This is a genomic window from Humibacter antri (assembly GCF_054777235.1).
On record NZ_BAAHAW010000035.1, the window covers coordinates 37,997 to 55,601 of the forward strand.

The window sequence follows — 17,605 nt, forward strand, 5'->3', positions numbered from 1 at the left end:
CGGCGGTGTCAGAGGGCCGAGGGGAGGGCGTTCAGTGCGCGGATCAGCCGGAACAGGTCGCCGACGCGGTGCTGGTCCAGTCGCAGCACCAGCCGCGGCAGGTCGAGACGGTCGTCGTCGGCCCGCTCGGCCCGCAGCGGGGCCGTGCGTACGATGCCGCCGTCTGCGGCGAGCTCGCCGAACCGCTCGTTGAGGAAGGCGATCTGGGCATCCGTCGGCTCCGTCTTGAGCCGTAGCACGAGCCGACGCCCTACCCATCGCAGCGAGTCGTAGTTGCGCCAGAATCCGGTGATCTCCCCGACCGCGGCATCCACCGAATCGGTGACCAGCACGCGGTCGAAGTCGTCCGGCGAGATGACGCCGGTGGGAATCAACTGCTCGTCGACGAACCGCCTCAGGCCCGCCCAGAATGTGCCGCCAGGGGCGTCGAGCAGCACGATCGGCACCGGCTCGGCCTTGCCGGTCTGCTGCAGCGTCAGCAGTTCGAACATCTCGTCAAGGGTGCCGAACCCACCGGGCAGGCAGATGAACCCGCGAGACTCCTTCACCAGCATGAGCTTGCGGGTGAAGAAGTATTTCATCGTCACGACGTTCGGCTCGTCCTGCACGGCCGTCTCAGGATGCTCCTCGAACGGCAGTCGGATCGATACGCCGATGGATCGGCCCGGCCCCGCACCCTCGACTGCCGCCTGCATGATGCCGGGGCCGGCGCCGGTCACGGCCATCCATCCGCGTTCGGCGAGCGCAGCCGCGACCTCCGTCGTCTGGCGGTAGAGCGCATCCTGCTGGCGGGTGCGGGCTGATCCGAAGATCGTCACCTTGGGCACGTCGACGTAGGGCGCGAACAGGCGGAACGCCGCGCGCATCTCCTCCAGCGAGGCCGAGGCGATCTTCAGGTCGAGACGACCCGGCTCGTCCATGCCGAGCCCGACGCCGGTCGCCAGGATGCGCACGACGAGGTCTGCATCCTCCTCGATTCCTGCAGCAGAGGCCGCCGCTCGCAGCTCGTCCGCGATGGCCGGCGGGAGCGCGTCGAAGGCAGTGTCCGGCATGGGCTCAGGCGGCGTTCCCGGCGAGCGTTGCCGCGACGTCGGCAACGGCGACCTTGCTCCGATCTCCGCTTCGGCGATCCCACACCTCGACGATGCCGTCAGCGGCATCGCGGCCCACGATCACGATGCGCGGCACGCCGATCAGTTCGGCGTCGCCGAACTTCACACCGGGAGACACCTTGGGCCGGTCGTCGTAGAGCACGTCGAGCCCGGATGCCTCGAGGGAGGCGACGACGCCCTCGGCGATCTCGTACACGGCCGCGTCCTTGCCTGTGGCCACGACGTGCACGTCGAACGGTGCGACCGACTCGGGCCAGATCAGCCCCTTGTCGTCGTTGTTCTCCTCGGCGATGATCGCCAGAATGCGTGTGACGCCGATGCCGTACGACCCCATCGTGACGGTGACGAGCTTGCCGCTCTCGTCGAGCACCCTGAGCCCGAGCGCGTCTGCGTACTTGCGGCCGAGCTGGAACACGTGCCCGATCTCCATGCCGCGGGCCAGTTCAACCGGCCCGGAGCCATCGGGTGCGGGGTCGCCCGGCAGCACCTCGGCGACCTCCACGGTGCCGTCCCAGGAGAAGTCGCGGCCCGCCACGAGGCCGAGGACGTGCTTGCCCTGAAGGTTCGCGCCGGTGACCCAGCCTGTGCCGTCGACCACACGCGGGTCGACGAAGTAGCGGATCCCGGTTCGCGACTTCTCGCCCAGCACCGGCCCCTCCGGCGACCACGGACCGATGTAGCCCTTCACGAGACCCGGATGCCTCGCGAAGTCCGCCTCCGTCGCGGGTTCCACCTCGGCGGGCGCGAAGGCGACCTCGGCACGTTTCATGTCGACCTCGCGGTTGCCCGGCAGGCCGACGACCACGACCTCGCGGGTTCCGTCGAGGTGGTCGAGCGCCAGCACCACGTTCTTCAGCGTGTCGGCCGCCGTCCATGCCCGGCCGTCCGGCCGGGGGTGCTTCTCATTCGCGATGGCGACGAGCGATGAGATGGTAGGCGTGTTCGGGGTGTCCACGACCTCTTGCGGGGTGAGCTTCTCGTACGAGCGCATCGCGGGCGCGAGCGTTGTGAACGCCTCGACGTTCGCCGCGTATCCGCCCTGCGACTGAACGAAGGTGTCCTCGCCGACGGGTGTGGGGTGCAGGAACTCCTCGCTCCGGGACCCGCCCATCGCACCGGCATCGGCCTGCACGATCACATACGACAGTCCGAGCCGGGTGAAGATGCGCTCGTACGCTGCCCGTTGCGCCTCGTACGAGGCGTCGAGGCCGGCATCCGTGTAGTCGAAGGAGTAGGCATCCTTCATGGTGAACTCGCGGCCGCGCAGCAGGCCGGCGCGGGGGCGGGCCTCGTCTCGGTACTTGTCCTGGATCTGGTAGATCGTGAACGGCAGGTCTTTGTACGACGAGTAGAGGTCTTTCACGAGCAGCGTGAACGCCTCCTCGTGCGTCGGAGCGAGCAGGTAGTCGCCGCCCTTGCGGTCTTGCAGACGGAACAGCAGGTCGCCGTACTCCTCCCAGCGCCCGGTGGCCTCATATGCCTCGCGCGGCATGAGCGCGGGGAAGTGCACCTCCTGCGCTCCGGCGACCGTCATCTCATCGCGGATGATCCGCTCGATCTTCGCCTTCACCCGGAGCCCGAGCGGCAGCCAGGCGAAGATGCCGGAGGCCTGACGCCGGATGTAGCCGGCGCGCACGAGCAGCTTGTGGCTCGCGACCTCGGCATCGGCGGGGTCTTCGCGGAGCGTGCGGAGGAAGAAGTTCGACAGACGGGTGACCACGGCTCAAGTCTAGGGTTGCTCTCGTGCCCCTCCGCCGCGCCCGCCTGACGCCCTCCACGGCTCAGAGCGAGCTGGCCGAGTCGCTGGCTGCGTTACGCGTGAAGCTCGACGTGCCGCAGGGTTTTCCGCCTGACGTGATGGCCGAGGCGGATGCCGCGAAGCCGACGCCGCCCACACTCGACCTTCGCGACGTCCCGTTCGCCACCCTCGACCCGGCTGGTTCGAGGGATCTCGACCAGGCCTTCCACCTCGAGCGGGCCGGATCGGGGTGGCGCGTGCGGTACGCGATCGCCGACGTACCGGGCTTCGTCGCGCCAGGCGGCGCAGTGGATGCCGAAGCGCGCAGACGTGGGCAGACCCTGTACGCCGCGGACGGCGCCGTGCCGTTGCATCCCCCGGTCATCGGCGAGCAGAAGGCGTCCCTGCTCCCCGGTGAAGACCGGCCGGCCTACGTGTGGACGTTCGACCTCGACGACGCAGGAGCGGAGACGTCGCACCGGGTGGAGCGCGCCCTGGTGCGCTCGCGCGTGCAGCTCGACTACGTCTCGACGCAGGCAGCGCTCGATGCGCACGATCCTGATTCGCCAGCCGCACTGCTTCCCGAGGTCGGCAGGGCGCGCCTCGAGCAGGAACGCCTGCGCGGCGGCGCGAGCCTCAATCTCCCCGACGAGGAGATCGTGCGGGATGCCTCTGGAGCGTACCGGGTGGAGCGTCGCCGCCCGCTGCCGCTCGAGGACTGGAACGCCCAGTTGTCGCTGCTGACCGGCATGGCTGCGGCGCGGATGATGCTGGAAGCGGGGGTGGGCATCCTGCGCACGATGCCCGCGGCGGATGCCGCCGCCGGCGCCACGTTCCGGCTCAGGACGGTCGCGCTCAGGTTGCCGTGGCTTTCGAGCGCGACATACGGCGACTATCTGCGCAGCCTCGACCGGGATGATCCGCAGACGCTCGCCGTTCTGCAGGCGGCGGCCTCCCTGTTCCGCGGTGCGGGTTATGTCGCGTTCGACGGAACACCGCCCGCGGAAAGTGTGCAGGCGGCCGTCGCATCCCCGTACGCACACGTCACGGCACCGCTGCGCCGGCTCGTGGACCGCTGGGGCCTCCTCGTCTGCGAGTGCTCGTTCACGGGGCGGCCTGTTCCGGACTGGGTGCGCGAGAGCCTCGCCTCGGTTCCCGGGCTCATGCGGTCGTCGACGGAGCACGCATCCCGCCTGTCGTCCGGATCGATCAACCGGGTGGAGGCTGCGATGCTGCGCGACCGGGTCGGCGAGCGCTTCACCGCGTGGGTGCTCGAGGTGTACGAGGGACGAGCACGACTTCAGCTGAACGACCCGATCGTGACGGCATCGTGCCGGGTCTCCGGCGCTGTGCCGGCCGGGACGACGATCGAGGTGCTGCTGCAGGGGGCGGACATCGCGACCGGCAGCGTGCAGCTGGTGCCCGTCGACGAGGCCGCGCGGGCGCCCGAAACCGAAATGCATCCTGCTGCGCACCAGAGGGCGGCGTCATGACGACGGTTCTGCTGACCGGCTTCGAGCCGTTCGGGTCAGATGCCGTCAACCCTTCGGGCGATGCCGTTCGGCTGGTCGCCTCGCGGTGGGCGGGCCGTGGAACCGGTGTTCGACTCGTGACCGACGTACTGCCGGTCACGTTCGCCGGCTCCGCACAGCGGCTGCACGAGCTGATCGACGAACACGACCCCGACGTCGTGCTCGCCACCGGTCTCGCCGGCGGCCGCTCGCGAGTCTCGGTGGAACGCGTCGGCGTGAACCTGATGGATGCCCGCATCCCCGACAGCGACGGCCAGCAACCGGTCGACCTGCCGTCGCTGCCGGGCGCCGGCGCAGCCGTGTTCGCGTCGCTGCCGGTCAAGGCGATCATGCGGGATGTCGCGGTCGCAGGCATTCCGGTCGAGCTCTCGCTCACGGCCGGATCGTTCGTGTGCAACCACGTGCTCGTGCACGCGGCGGAATGGGCGCGGCGTTCGGCTCGCCGAGCCGGGTTCATCCATGTGCCGTGGGCGACCGGTCAGGCGCCGAACAGCGAGCCGGAGCTTTCGCTGGAGCAACTGGCGCAAGCCTTCGAGATCGCGATCCGCACCACGATCGACACCGAGCGGGACATCGACGCGGTGGGCGGCGCGCTGCACTAGGACTGCCCGTCCCCAGCCTGCAGCGGCGACGATCGCTCCACAGGCAAGCACCCGGCACAAATGGTATCACAAGCGATACCATATGGTCATGGCCATGACACTGCGACTCACCGATGACGAGACCGACGCTTTGCGAGCGCGCGCCCTGCGAGAAGGTCGTTCGATGCAGGAGGTGGCGCGCGATGCGGTACGCCAGTACATCGAGACCACGAGCAAACGCGAACTGCTCGACCGGGCGATAGAGGCCACCGTGGAACACTACGGTGAGGCGTTGCGGCGGTTGGGCGACGAGGAATGATCTACCTCGACCTCGACGATCTGCTGCATGTGGCGGCGATCATTCTGGCGGGTGAGCCTCCCGTGCGCGACCTCGGCCTCTTGGGGTCCGCGCTGTCGAGGCCCGCCGCGAGCTACTTCGGCGACGAGCTCTATCCGACGATCTCCCTCAAGGCCGCAGCGCTGATGCACTCGATCGCGAAGAATCATGCCCTCGTCGACGGGAACAAACGGCTCGCCCTGAGCGCGATGCACTCGTTCCTCTGGATGAACGGCCACCGTCTCACGATGACGAACGAGGAGGCATTCGTCTTCACCAAGCACGTGGCATCGGGAGAGCTCGATGCCGTCGAAGACATCGCGGCCGAGATCGAGGCCCATCTGGCCGGACGGTGATGTGGGGGAACGCGGGTTTCGTTCCCTAACGCACGGCCGTCCGTCGCTTCGCGACGCGACGGAGCCGGCGTCGGGGGTCCAACCTCAGCCGGCGATAAGCGGTCAGTGGCCGACCGTGACCGACGGTTCGCCGACGGGGGCCGCCGCACCCATCTCCTCGGCGATGCGGTTCGCCTCGGCGATCAGCGTTTCGACGATCTCCGACTCCGGCACGGTCTTGATGACCTCGCCCTTGACGAAGATCTGGCCCTTGCCGTTGCCGGAGGCCACGCCGAGGTCCGCCTCGCGCGCCTCGCCGGGGCCGTTCACGACGCATCCCATCACGGCGACGCGCAGCGGGACGCTCATTCCCTGCAGCCCTTCGGTGACGCTGTCGGCGAGTGTGTAGACATCCACCTGGGCGCGTCCGCACGAGGGACATGAGACGATCTCGAGCTTGCGCTCTCGCAGGTTCAGCGACTGCAGGATCTGCAGTCCGACCTTTACCTCCTCGACGGGGGGCGCGGAGAGCGAGACCCGGATCGTATCGCCGATGCCATCGGCGAGCAGGATGCCGAACGCGGTCGCGGACTTGATCGTGCCCTGGAACGCCGGCCCGGCCTCCGTGACGCCGAGGTGCAGCGGCCAGTCGCCGCGTTCGGCGAGCAGACGGTACGCCTTCACCATCACGATCGGATCGTTGTGCTTGACCGAGATCTTGAAGTCGTGGAAGTCGTGCTCCTCGAACAGGCTCGCCTCCCACACCGCGGACTCGACGAGCGCCTCGGCCGTCGGCTTGCCGTACTTCTGCAGGATGCTCGGCTCCAGCGACCCCGCGTTCACGCCGATGCGCAGCGAGACGCCCGCCTCCTTCGCCCGGCGTGCGATCTCGCCGACCTGGTCGTCGAACTTGCGGATGTTGCCCGGGTTGACGCGCACGGCCGCGCAACCGGCGTCGATCGCGGCGTACACGTAGTTCGGCTGGAAATGGATGTCGGCGATCACCGGGATCTGCGACTTCTTCGCGATGATCGGCAGCGCCTCCGCGTCGTCGCGACTCGGCACCGCCACGCGCACGATGTCGCATCCGGATGCCGTCAGCTCCGCGATCTGCTGCAGGGTCGCGTTGATGTTCGTGGTCGGTGTGGTGCACATCGACTGCACGCTGATCGGAGCGTCTCCACCGACGAGCACTTTGCCCACCCGGATCTGCCGCGACTTGCGGCGCGGGTGGAGCACTTCGGGGACCTTCGGCATACCGAGATTCACTGCTGGCACGGGCCTCAGTCTAGGTCGCGGGGCGCATCGCATCCTGGCTGTTCGACCCGGGCAGCGAGGGCCCGCCTGCCACTGGTGAGACTAGGCGTAGGCGACCCGCTGTGCGGCCTCCCCGTCGAGATCCGCGATGGTCGCGTTCGTGCCTGCCGAGGCGAACGCGAGCGCACGGGCGTGCCCGATACCGCTCGCTCCGCCAGTGATCGGGGCCGTGCGCCCGGAGAGCTCCGCCGTCGTCCGCCCTTCCGGCACCGCAATCGCCCCCTCTGGCACCGCCGTCGGCACCACAGGGGCATCGTCGCCCCAGGTCGCACGGAGTCAACGACGACGCACCGAGCGGCGATCTCAGCCCGGTAACGTGACCGGCTTGACGATGTCGGCGTAGGCGAGCAGCAGACTCATGGCGCCGAGCACGACGATGACCGCGTAGGTGAGCGGCATGAGCCTGGCCATGTCGACCGGCTTCGGCGCGCTCGCGCGCCGGGTGGCCTTGAACCAGCCGCGCTTGATCCACTCCCAGACGGCGCCTGCGATGTGCCCGCCGTCGAGTGGCAGCAACGGGATCATGTTGAAGACGAACAGCGCGAGATTGAGCGAGGCGAGCAGGCTCAGCATGAGCTGGATCTTCGACAGGAACGCGTACGAGGAGCTGTCCGCTATCTCGCCGGCCATGCGCCCGACGCCGATGATGCCAACGGGACTGGATGCCGACCGTTCGCCGGAACCGAACGCCGCATTCCAGATGCCCACCATGCGCTCAGGCAGGTTCACGAACACTCCGGCGACCTGACCCAGCTGCTGGCCCGTGGCCGAAAGCGCGGTGCCGAACGACTGCGGCTGGAACACATTCGTCGGCACGATGCCGACCATGCCCACATCCTTGGTGACCGCGCGACCCGTCTTCTGATCGGTGATCACATCCTGCGTCTTCTTCGGCGTGACCTGAAGGGTCATCTCCTTGCCGCCGCGCTCGACGACGACGGGCATCGTGCGTCCCGCCGAGTTCTGGATCTTCGACGCCAACTGGTCCCAGCCGGTGATCGCCGTACCGCCGACCGATACGATCCGGTCCCCGGGTTTCAGACCGGCAGCTGCCGCAGGCGATGAGGGATCGGACGCCGAGCACGTCGTGGACGTTGAGGATGCAGGCTTCAGACACTCTGAAACGGTCTGCAGAGTGGTACTGGGGCCTGGCACCCCGATGCCGCACAGCATGATCACGATGAGCACGCAAGCGATCACGAGATTCATGAACGGGCCGGCCAGCATCACGATGATGCGCTTGAACGGGTGAAGCAGGTAGAAGGCGCGGTGCTCCTCGCCCTGCGGGATGGTCTCGGCGCTCGCCTGCCTGGCCTCCTCGGCCATGGTGCCGAGCACGCTCCGGCGCTGCTGCGCGCGCTCCTCGGCCGGAGCGCCGATGGCACCGTCGGTGAGCACAAGGGAGTTGTAGAAGCCGGTGGATGCATCCCGCGGCGCTTCTCCCGGATGCTTCGGCGGGAACATCCCGATCATCGCGATGTAGCCGCCGAGCGGAAGCATCTTGACGCCGTACTCGGTCTCGCCCCTCCGGAACGAGAACACGGTCTTGCCGAAGCCGATCATGTACTGCGTGACTTTGACGCCGAACGCCTTGGCGGCCGTGAGGTGTCCGAGCTCGTGCAGCGCGATCGAGACGGCGAGGCCGACCACGAAGATCAGCACGCCGACGAGGAAGGGCAGCACGGACGTCATGTATGAAATGGTATCCACGCGGTCCTGGGCGACGACCGCGAGGATGCCCGTCCAGGCACTCCCATTCACGCTTCGCCGTGACCTCCCTGCGACTCCTCACGAAACGCATAGCCGCGCCACGTTAGGGTGGGATGCGCCACCGCCCGCCGCGCTCCGCCTGCGCGTCGCTGGGCTGTCGAGGCGCTTCATGATCCCCTGACGATGAGGACGGCAGATGGCTACTGGCCGCGGTGCGAACGGTCCGAGCAAGAAAGATCGCCGAGAGGCAGCGCGAGAACACGCGAGGCTGATGCGCGAGGAGGCCGCGAGGAAGGCGCGCCGTCGCCGGTGGTGGATCCAGGGTTCCGTCGGCGTCGTCATCGTGGCGGTGCTGGCCGTCGTCGCACTCGTGATCGTCAACTCGATTCCGCAGGGGCAGACATCCGCCGGACCGAAGAACATGGTCAGCGACGGCATCGTGCTCACCTCCTCGACGAAGGCGGTGCGCACGCCCGCGTTGCAGGCCGGCGAGAAGCCGACTCCGACGACGCAGTCCGACACGTCGAAGAAGGCGTACATCACCATCTACGAAGACCTGCAGTGCCCGTACTGCCAGCAGTTCGAGCAGACGAACATGACGCAGATCAAGCAGTGGCTCGACTCCGGGCTCGCGCAGTTGGAGATCCACCCGCTGAATTACCTCGCCTCGGCAGGCAACGGCGGATACCCGCTCCGCGCAGGCAACGCCGTCTCGTGCGTCGCCAACTACGAGCCGGACAAGTTCCTCACCGTGAACTCGGCGCTCTACGCCAAGCAGCCGAAGGAGAACACAGGTGGACTGCCGAATTCCACGATCCTGTCCATTCTCAAGAGTGCCGGCGTGAGCTCCAGCGACATCACGAAGTGCGTGAACAACACCCGGTTCTCGGACTGGCTGAACGCCGCCACCAAGCGTGCGACCACGCAAAAGCTGCCCAATTCCAGCGTCACGACGTTCAACGGCACCCCGACAGTGATCGTCAACGGCAAGCAGTACCAGGGGTCGCTGACAGATGCGGCCGCCTTCGCCGCATTCGTGCAATCCACCGTGGGGTCCGCGTCGACCTCCACGCCGACGCCTACTCCGACGGCGACGAAGTAGGCGATCCGGGCGGCAGGCCCAGGTCTGCCGCCATGGCGGCGATCAGCGCCTCGGTGTAGACATCGATGTCGCCGACGGCGCCCTCGTAGTGACCGAACAACTCGAACCAGACATGCCCGAAGAGTTGTGACCACACCCGAACGGCGGCGTCGGACGGCCGGTGCTGTGAGGCACCCTCCTCCTCCAGGAGACCCTCGATCAGTACGAGCGACGCAGGCGAACCGTCGGGCGCCGACACCTGAGCGGTGTCGGTGATCGACGGACCCCAGTCCTGGTCGCCATAGGCGAGCGCGTACTCGTGCGGGTTGCGCTTCGCCCAGTCCATCGTGCTCCGCACGATCGCGGCGAGCCGTTCGGCCACGTCGGCACGCGCGACGGATGCCTCCGCCCGTTCGACGTACTCGTCCAGCGCCAGTCGCACGCGAAGCGCGAGGTCCGCCAGAAGCGCGTCCCGACTCGGGTAATGGCGGTAGAGCGCGGAGCTGACCACACCGAGGCGACGAGCGATGGACCGAAGAGAGACCCCTTCGGCCCCGTCGATCGCCAGGGCGACGGCCGCCGCATCGAGCACTTGCCCCCGCGAGATCACCGGCCTCCGTCCGCGATGGACTGACCCGTCTGTCACCCCTTCATTCTGCCATCGCACCGATTGGAATTAGTGAGCACCGCTCTTGAACGGTACTCGGTGCTGCCCTAGATTGACCGGGAGCGACGCTTGCAGGTGTCTTCGCCCCGGTGTCGGCGCGTCTGGGTTCTCGACGCGGCACCCCGCGATACGACCGCCCACCCGAGGAAAGCTGAGGACAGATGACGACGCGGCTGGTGCTCGGCGCTGGACTGATCGGTTCGGCACTCACCGCGAACCTTCTCACGCGAGGCGATCAGGTCCGTCTCGCCACCCGCAGCGGGACCAGCATCGATGGCGCACAACCGATGCGCCTGACGGCTTCGGACGTGGATGCTGTGAGCCGCGCGGCCGAAGGGTGCGAGACGATCTTCGTGGCGACGAATCCGGCGTACACGACATGGCCGAAGGACTGGCCGCCGATCTTCGAGGCCGCGATCGCCGCAGCCGAGCGCAGCGGAGCTTCGCTCGTCATCATGGGCAACTTGTATCCGTACGGGAGACCGAACGGTCACATGGACGAACACACGCCCGAACTCACGACCGAGACGAAGGGACTCGTGCGCAAGGCCGGCTGGGAGGCCGTGCTCCGTGCCACCCGGGAAGGACGCATCCGCGGGGTCGAGGTGCGCGCCAGCGACTACTTCGGCCCGGGCGCGGCAGGAACCGCACATCTCGGACGCTCGTTCTTCAGACGAATTCTGAGCTCCAGAACGGCTCGCGGCGTCGGAAGTGCGGAGATCGACCACAGCTGGTCGTACCTGCCCGACATCGCGGCCACTCTCGCCGCAGCAGCAGACTGGGCAGGCGAATGGGGACGGCTCTGGCATGTGCCGAGCGGTGCCCCGCACGCACGGGCCGAGATCGCCGCTGAGCTGAACGCGATGTACGGCACGACCGGCGAAGCCGCTGCTTTCCCGCAGTGGATGCTGCGTTCGCTCGCCCCGATGAGCCCGATGGTGCGCGAGATCGTCGCGTCGAGCTACCAGTTCACGGCACCATTCGTGATCGAGGCGACGGAGACCTCAAGGCTCCTCCAGGTCGAGGCGACGCCATGGTACGAGGCGCTGTCCGGCACAGCGGAGGCGTATCGGGCCGAACTCTGAGTGCGGGTAAGCGGCCGTCCCGGTACGCGGCTCAGCGCGATGCGATCACCGAGTCGGCGCGTTCTCGTGCCCAGCGCTCCGCCTCGATGAGCGCCTGCAGGTCGACGACGTCCGGCGGCTCATGCAGACCGACGACGCGTTCGATCGTGTCGACGATGCCCAGGAAGCCGAGCCGGCCGGCGTGGAACGCGGCGACCGCCTGCTCGTTGGCGGCGTTGAACACGCACGGGAAGGTGCCTGATGCCCGGCCGACCCGCTTGGCGAGGGCGAGAGCGGGGAAGGCATCCTCGTCGACGGGCTCGAACGTCCACTGACCGGCCCTCGTGAAGTCCAGCGGTGTGCCGACGCCGGAGACCCGATGCGGCCAATCGAGGCCGAGCGAGATGGGCAATCGCATGTCGGGTGGGGAAGCCTGGGCGATGGTCGAGCCGTCCACGAACTCCACCATGGAGTGCACGATCGACTGCGGATGCACCACCACGTCGATGCGCTCGTACGGCACACCGAACAGCAGGTGCGCCTCGATCACTTCCAGGCCCTTGTTCACGAGCGTCGCGGAGTTGGTCGTGACGACCAGGCCCATGTTCCAGGTCGGGTGGGCGAGCGCCTGACGAGGGGTGACATCCACCAGCTCGGCGCGGCTGCGCCCGCGGAACGGACCGCCGGATGCCGTGACCACCAGCCGACGAACCTCGCCCTTCTCCCCCGCCCGCAGCGCCTGTGCGATCGCGGAGTGCTCGGAGTCGACCGGAACGATCTGCCCTGGCCGAGCACGCGAGGTGACCAGCTCGCCGCCGACGATCAGCGACTCCTTGTTCGCGAGTGCGAGCGTCGTACCGGTCTCGAGAGCGGCGAGCGTGGGACCGAGTCCGACCGAGCCTGTGATGCCGTTGAGCACCACGTCGGCCTCGACGTCGCGCACGAGCCGCTCAGCGTCGGCAGCGCCGAGCGCCGTGCTCTCCACGTCGAACTCGTCGGCCTGCGCCGCCAGCGCATCGCGATTGCTGCCGGCCGCCAACCCCACGACTTCGAACCGGTCGGGATTGCGACGGATGACGTCGAGCGCCTGGGTTCCGATCGAGCCGGTCGATCCCAGTATCAGTACCCTGCGCATCCGCTCATCGTAGCTGCGGCGAATCGCGCGCCGGCGTTCCTCAGAACCATTCGCTTCAGTCGTCAGTGTTCGCGCTGCGCACTCGACTGACTCCATCAGCTCGGCAAAGCACACGAGCGTGCTCTGCTCTCGCTTCAGTCGTCAGTGTTCGCGCTGCGCACTCGACTGACTCCATCAGCTCGGCAGAGCACACGAGCGTGCTCTGCTCTCGCTTCAGTCGTCAGTGCTGCACGTGCAGGATGTCGACGACGAAGACGAGCGTGTCGGTTCCCTTGATGCCGGCCTGGGCATTGCCCTGCGTGCCGTACCCGTCGGCGGGCGGGATCACGACGAGCACCTGCGACCCCACAGTCTGACCGGTGAGCGCCTTGGTGAAGCCGGGGACGAATCCGTTCGCGGCGTTCGTATACGGTGAGCGGCCCCAGCTCTGGTCGAACACCTTGCCGGTGCGCCAGTTCACGCCCTGGTACTGGATCGTGACGGTGTCGGAGGCGGCGACGGTTGCGCCGTGGCCCTTCTTGAGCACCTCGATCTTCGTCTCGGTCGGCGGCGTGAGGCTCTTCGGGATGGTGACCGTCGGTTTGCCGTCTGAGGCGAGCTTCACCGTGGGAAAGCCGGCCTGGGCGGGCTGCGGCGTTCCATTCGCCTTCGTCGGCACCGTGTCGAGGATGTCGACGACGAACACGACGGTGTCGGTGCTCTTCAGGCTGCCGACCGTTGAGGGGTCGGCGCCGCCCCACGCGGCCTTGGCCGTCGTCGTCGTGACCAAGCGCGAGCCGACCGGTGCGCACTCGACGGCCTGCGTCAGGCCCGGGATCATCGTCGAGTCGCCCACCGTGATCGGAATGGTCGCGCTTCCCGCGTAGCCGTTGCTCGTCAGCTTGGAGCCGCTGGTGCCGTTGTAGGCGACAAGGGCCACGTCGACCGTGGAACCCTTCGTCGCTTCGACACCATCGCCCTTGGTCACGTAGCTGCGCTGCGTGTCTGTGGCCTTCAGAGGCTTGGCGAACGCGACGGTCGGCTCGGCGCCCTTGCCTCCGGTGACCTTGACCGCGTTCGAGACACTGCCGGACGAGGGTGCGCTGCACGCCTTCGACGCTGAGCCCGCGGATGCCGACGACGAGCTTCCTGCGGCCCCTGCACTCGTGCATCCGGCGAGGAGCAGGGCTGCGGCGGACACGGCGAGAACGGCGGGGATCTTCAGGCGCACGACAAAGCTTTCTGAAAGGGGACGGGGGCACCCCAGTGTGCACCACACGCCTCTGCCTGCGCTGGGAGGTCGGGCGTCGAGCGGCGCTATCTGCTGTAGTCGCCACCGTACGATGGTGGGATGCCTCGCGAATTCTCCGTGCCGCAGCACCGTGCCATCGTGACCCCGCTCCCCGGACCTCGGTCCGTGGAGCTGCAGAGCCGCCGCGAGGCATCCGTCTCGCGTGGCGCGGGCACGCTCGCGAACATCTACATGGATCACGCCTCGGGCGCGATCCTCGTGGACGTCGACGGCAACCGGCTCATCGACCTCGGTTGCGGCATCGGCGTGACGACCATCGGCCACGCGCATCCTGCCGTCGCCGCTGCCGCGTTCGAGCAGGCGAACAAGCTCACCCACACGCTCTTCACTGTCACGCCCTACGAGAACTACGTGGGAGTCGCGGAGAAGCTTGCACAGGTGACGCCCGGCGACTTCGAGAAGCACTCGATCCTGGTGAACTCCGGCGCAGAAGCGGTGGAGAACGCGGTGAAGATCGCCCGCAAGTACACGGGACGCCGCGCGATCGTCTCGCTCGAGCACGCGTTCCACGGTCGCACGAACCTCACGATGGCGATGACATACAGGCCCTGGCCGGAGCGCGTCGGAATGGGCCCGTTCCCCGGTGAGCTGTACAGCGTGCCCGGCAGTTATCCGTTCAAGGACGGCCTGAGCGGCGACGAGGCCGCCGAGCGCACCATCGACTACATCGAGACCCACATCGGGGCGAGCGAGATCGCCGCGTTCTTCGCCGAGCCGATCCAGGGCGACGGCGGAATCGTCATCCCGGCCGACGGATACCTGAACCGCATCGCCGAGTACTGCCATGAGAACGGCATCGTGTTCGTGGCCGACGAGATCCAGGCAGGCATGGCCCGCACCGGCGCCTGGTACTCGATCGAGCACTTCGGCGTGGTCCCCGACCTCGTGACGAGCGCGAAGGGCATCGCCGGCGGCTTCCCGCTCGCCGCCGTGACCGGACGCGCGGAGATCATGGATGCGGTGCAACCAGGCGGGATCGGCGGTACGTTCGGCGGCAACCCGGTCTCGACCGCCGCAGCGCTCGCCACTTTCGAGGTGATCGAGAGCGAAGATCTCATCACCGAGGCGCAGCGCGTGGAGCGCGCTCTGCAGGCGCGCATCGGCGGCTGGGCCGAGCGGTTCGGCGTGGTCGGCGAGGTGCGCGGCAAGGGCGCCATGTGGGGCGTCGAACTGGTGGTGCCGGGAACGCGGCGTCCGAATCCGGAGGCGCTCACGGGCATCCTTCGTCACGCAACGAGCAACGGTGTGATCGTGCTCGATTCCGGCAGCTGGGACAGCGTGCTGCGCATCATGCCCTCGCTCGTGATCAGCGAGGAACTGATCGACGACGCGGCGAGCGTGATCGAGGTCGCACTCGCGGCGCAGTCCGCCTGAGGCGACGGCCTCCGACAGGCGGGCGCTGCCGGCCACCGGCCGACGGGAAAGTCGGATTTGCGTCGGCGCAGGGGTCGAGTCATGCCACCTGCAAGCGCTCGCCCTTCGACCGCATGGTGTGCGGCGAATCGGCGTGCGGCATGCGCACGGATCCCGGTGCGCCCGTCGACGAGCCGGCTTCGCGTCTACGCGCAGTGAGATCGATGGGCTCGCCCGTTGTCGCCTCCCGAGTCAGCACAGCTGACTCGGCGCTGGGGTCGCGGCGAAGGCCCACCGGGCCTTCGCTCCAAGCTCCACCGCGCAGTTCAACATCAGTCTCGCGCATCAGCTGACGCAGCGTGATGCCCAGCACGACGCACACGGTCTGGATGATCTCACTGGAGGGCTCCTTGCGGCCGCGCTCGATCTCCGAGAGGTAAGGCAGCGAGATGGCGGAGGCCTGAGACATCTGGCGCAACGTCATCCCCTTGGCGAGTCGCAACCGGCGGATCGCCGACCCGACGGCATGTCTGAGCAGCATCTGCCTTCCTCTCTCGTGGGTTCTCTCAGGGTACGCGCGGCGGGCGCCGCGACAGCGGTATGCGGTTCTGCTCTCGGCGAAGTAGCCCCGGGCAGAATCCCGGTCCGCTCGACTGCGCCGTCGCCCACGATGGATCCCGTCACCGAACTTCAGGAGGACCACATGACCGACACCAGGATCGCCGCACCGCCGCCACAGGTGTTCGATCGCCTGCTGGCGGACCGCATCGTCTTCCTCGGCGTCGAGGTGGACGACGCGATCGCGAACGAGATCTGCGGCAAGCTGCTGCTGCTCGCCGCGACCGACCCGCGCAGGGACATCCAGCTGTACATCAATTCGCCCGGCGGGTCTGTGACGGCAGGCTTCGCGATCTACGACGTGATGCGCTACGTCTCGCCCGACATCGTCACCGTCGGCATCGGCTTCGCCGCCTCGATGGCACAGTTCCTGTTGAGCTCGGGTAAGCCGGGCAAGCGGTTCGTTCTGCCGAACACGCGTGTCGTCATGCACCAGCCGCACGGCGGATTCGGCGGAACCGCTGCCGACATCAGCCGGCAGGCCGAGCAGATCGTCAAGTTCAAGAACGAGATGGCGAGGCTCACCGCCGAACAGACCGGGCACAGCGTGGAGGAGATTCTGCGCGACGGCGACCGGGACGCGTGGTACACCGCCGATGAGGCTGTCGACTATGGCTTCGTCGACGGCGTGATCTCCTCGCAGGAGGTGCTTGCCGAGCTGAGCCGACCATAGGCATCCGCCGTGCAGAGACTGTCGCCCGCCCGAGAGCCGGCGTCGTTCGACAACCCCGCCGTTAGGGTGAATGGATGCCCGTACGCCGCCGCGAGTCCGAGCGCGCCGGTGCATGGGTGCTGACCGCAGCCCGAGGCGACATCGCGATCGTTGCGGCCGCCGCGATCGCGGTCGTGGTGCTGTTCGTGCTCGTAGCCGTGGTGCCGAGGCCGGCTGATCGGCCACCGTCGGACGCCGTGTTCCGGCCGGGATACATCATCAGCGACGCCGCGTTCTACAACGCCGACAGCATGACGCAGCCGCAGGTGCAGCGCTTCCTGCAGAATCGCACGTGCGTCCCCACCGACGGCTCACCGTGCCTGGCCGACTACCGGCAGGACACCCCCGACGAGCCGATGGCGTACGCGCACTGCGCGCCGTACCACGGTGCGTCGTCCGAGCGGGCCAGCGCCATCATCGTGAAGGTGGCGCGGGCGTGCCGGATCAGCCCGAAGGTGCTGCTCGTGCTGCTGCAGAAGGAGCAGTCCCTGCTCACGCATCCGAGCGCATCCGGCTACCGGCGGGCCACCGGGTACGCGTGCCCCGACACCGCGGCCTGCGACTCCCGATACTTCGGATTCTTCAACCAGGTGTACAACGCGGCGTGGCAGTTCCGGGAGTACACGGTGGGGGCCGCATCGTGGCGATACCACGTGGGAAAGGTGTCGATCCGATACCACCCGAACCCTGCGTGCGGATCGAGCGTCGTGGACATCCGCAATCAGGCGACGGCGAACCTGTACGACTACACCCCCTACCAGCCGTCGGCGCAGACCGTGAAGCATCCTGAGACGAGCGGTCCGTGCTCCGCATTCGGCAATCTCAACTTCTGGCGGCTCTACAAGCAGTGGTTCGGCTCGCCGCTCACTCAACTCGTGCCGCCCGGGTATCCCGCTTGCCTGAACCTGGTGGGCGGGAACCGATGCTTCCCCGACCCTCGGACCGGGCTCTGAGCCTGGATCCACCGAGCCGATGGTGATGGCTGGCTGAGTCCGATTCGGTGGGATTTTCGCATTCTTGGG

18 protein-coding genes are annotated in these 17,605 nt (G+C 67.8%); 9 read left to right on the forward strand and 9 right to left on the reverse strand.

Annotation, left to right across the window (positions count from 1 at the left end; all coding sequences use genetic code 11):
• Positions 1-8: 8 nt before the first annotated feature.
• Positions 9-1,052: an LOG family protein gene (locus tag ACYVDK_RS14270; RefSeq protein ID WP_460522870.1), complete on the reverse strand. Its 1,044-nt coding sequence runs from the start codon at positions 1,050-1,052 to the stop codon at positions 9-11.
• 4 nt (positions 1,053-1,056) lie between these two features.
• Positions 1,057-2,832 carry a proline--tRNA ligase gene (locus tag ACYVDK_RS14275; RefSeq protein ID WP_460522872.1) on the reverse strand — a complete coding sequence of 592 codons (1,776 nt, stop codon included), beginning with the start codon at positions 2,830-2,832 and terminating at the stop codon, positions 1,057-1,059.
• A gap of 23 nt (positions 2,833-2,855) precedes the next feature.
• On the opposite strand from ACYVDK_RS14275, the gene ACYVDK_RS14280 reads away from it, so the two are divergent.
• From ACYVDK_RS14280 to ACYVDK_RS14295, 4 genes are all read left to right on the forward strand, one after another.
• The gene (locus ACYVDK_RS14280) at positions 2,856-4,343 is read left to right on the forward strand and encodes a ribonuclease catalytic domain-containing protein (RefSeq protein WP_460522874.1); all 1,488 of its coding nucleotides are present in this window, start codon (positions 2,856-2,858) and stop codon (positions 4,341-4,343) included.
• On the forward strand, positions 4,340-4,984 hold the full coding sequence (locus ACYVDK_RS14285; protein ID WP_460522876.1) for a pyroglutamyl-peptidase I: 645 nt from the start codon (positions 4,340-4,342) through the stop codon (positions 4,982-4,984). Before ACYVDK_RS14280 ends, ACYVDK_RS14285 begins: the two co-directional genes overlap by 4 nt.
• Positions 4,985-5,072: 88 nt before the next feature.
• A complete protein-coding gene (locus ACYVDK_RS14290; protein ID WP_460522878.1) occupies positions 5,073-5,282 on the forward strand; it encodes a ribbon-helix-helix protein, CopG family in 210 nt (69 codons plus the stop codon).
• Entirely contained in the window at positions 5,279-5,656 is a 378-nt protein-coding gene (locus tag ACYVDK_RS14295; RefSeq protein ID WP_460522880.1) for a type II toxin-antitoxin system death-on-curing family toxin, read from the forward strand. Before ACYVDK_RS14290 ends, ACYVDK_RS14295 begins: the two co-directional genes overlap by 4 nt.
• A gap of 102 nt (positions 5,657-5,758) precedes the next feature.
• On the opposite strand, the gene ispG is transcribed toward ACYVDK_RS14295, so the two are convergent.
• The 3 genes from ispG to ACYVDK_RS14310 form a co-directional block, all read right to left on the reverse strand.
• The gene (gene ispG / locus ACYVDK_RS14300; protein ID WP_460522907.1) at positions 5,759-6,892 is read right to left on the reverse strand and encodes a flavodoxin/ferredoxin-dependent (E)-4-hydroxy-3-methylbut-2-enyl-diphosphate synthase; all 1,134 of its coding nucleotides are present in this window, start codon (positions 6,890-6,892) and stop codon (positions 5,759-5,761) included.
• 102 nt (positions 6,893-6,994) lie between these two features.
• Entirely contained in the window at positions 6,995-7,198 is a 204-nt protein-coding gene (locus tag ACYVDK_RS14305) for a hypothetical protein (RefSeq protein ID WP_460522882.1), read from the reverse strand.
• Between the two features lie 57 nt (positions 7,199-7,255).
• Positions 7,256-8,644: a M50 family metallopeptidase gene (locus ACYVDK_RS14310; RefSeq protein WP_460522884.1), complete on the reverse strand. Its 1,389-nt coding sequence runs from the start codon at positions 8,642-8,644 to the stop codon at positions 7,256-7,258.
• Positions 8,645-8,858: 214 nt separating this feature from the next.
• On the opposite strand from ACYVDK_RS14310, the gene ACYVDK_RS14315 reads away from it, so the two are divergent.
• Positions 8,859-9,764 carry a DsbA family protein gene (locus tag ACYVDK_RS14315; protein ID WP_460522886.1) on the forward strand — a complete coding sequence of 302 codons (906 nt, stop codon included), beginning with the start codon at positions 8,859-8,861 and terminating at the stop codon, positions 9,762-9,764.
• Here the strand turns inward: ACYVDK_RS14315 and ACYVDK_RS14320 are convergent.
• Complete coding sequence (locus tag ACYVDK_RS14320; protein WP_460522888.1) at positions 9,742-10,389, reverse strand: TetR/AcrR family transcriptional regulator; 648 nt, start codon at positions 10,387-10,389, stop codon at positions 9,742-9,744. The genes ACYVDK_RS14315 and ACYVDK_RS14320 overlap by 23 nt on opposite strands.
• A 182-nt stretch (positions 10,390-10,571) precedes the next feature.
• Between ACYVDK_RS14320 and ACYVDK_RS14325 the strand changes: the two genes are divergently transcribed.
• A complete protein-coding gene (locus tag ACYVDK_RS14325; protein WP_460522890.1) occupies positions 10,572-11,495 on the forward strand; it encodes a Rossmann-fold NAD(P)-binding domain-containing protein in 924 nt (307 codons plus the stop codon).
• 31 nt (positions 11,496-11,526) lie between these two features.
• Here the strand turns inward: ACYVDK_RS14325 and dxr are convergent, their stop codons facing one another.
• Together dxr and ACYVDK_RS14335 are read right to left on the reverse strand one after the other, a co-directional pair.
• Positions 11,527-12,609, reverse strand: coding sequence for a 1-deoxy-D-xylulose-5-phosphate reductoisomerase (gene dxr / locus ACYVDK_RS14330; RefSeq protein ID WP_460522892.1), 1,083 nt, complete (start codon positions 12,607-12,609; stop codon positions 11,527-11,529).
• A gap of 220 nt (positions 12,610-12,829) precedes the next feature.
• Positions 12,830-13,819 carry an FKBP-type peptidyl-prolyl cis-trans isomerase gene (locus ACYVDK_RS14335; protein ID WP_460522894.1) on the reverse strand — a complete coding sequence of 330 codons (990 nt, stop codon included), beginning with the start codon at positions 13,817-13,819 and terminating at the stop codon, positions 12,830-12,832.
• Positions 13,820-13,939: 120 nt separating this feature from the next.
• On the opposite strand from ACYVDK_RS14335, the gene ACYVDK_RS14340 reads away from it, so the two are divergent.
• Complete coding sequence (locus ACYVDK_RS14340; RefSeq protein WP_460522896.1) at positions 13,940-15,274, forward strand: PLP-dependent aminotransferase family protein; 1,335 nt, start codon at positions 13,940-13,942, stop codon at positions 15,272-15,274.
• Between the two features lie 79 nt (positions 15,275-15,353).
• Here ACYVDK_RS14340 and ACYVDK_RS14345 read toward each other — a convergent pair whose 3' ends face one another.
• Positions 15,354-15,794, reverse strand: a complete 441-nt coding sequence (locus ACYVDK_RS14345; protein ID WP_460522898.1) for a helix-turn-helix domain-containing protein — start codon at positions 15,792-15,794, stop codon at positions 15,354-15,356.
• 162 nt (positions 15,795-15,956) lie between these two features.
• Between ACYVDK_RS14345 and ACYVDK_RS14350 the strand changes: the two genes are divergently transcribed.
• Positions 15,957-16,544 (forward strand): ClpP family protease, encoded by a 588-nt coding sequence (locus ACYVDK_RS14350; protein ID WP_460522899.1) that lies wholly within the window; start codon positions 15,957-15,959, stop codon positions 16,542-16,544.
• Between the two features lie 74 nt (positions 16,545-16,618).
• The gene (locus ACYVDK_RS14355; protein WP_460522901.1) at positions 16,619-17,536 is read left to right on the forward strand and encodes a hypothetical protein; all 918 of its coding nucleotides are present in this window, start codon (positions 16,619-16,621) and stop codon (positions 17,534-17,536) included.
• Positions 17,537-17,605: the final 69 nt, after the last annotated feature.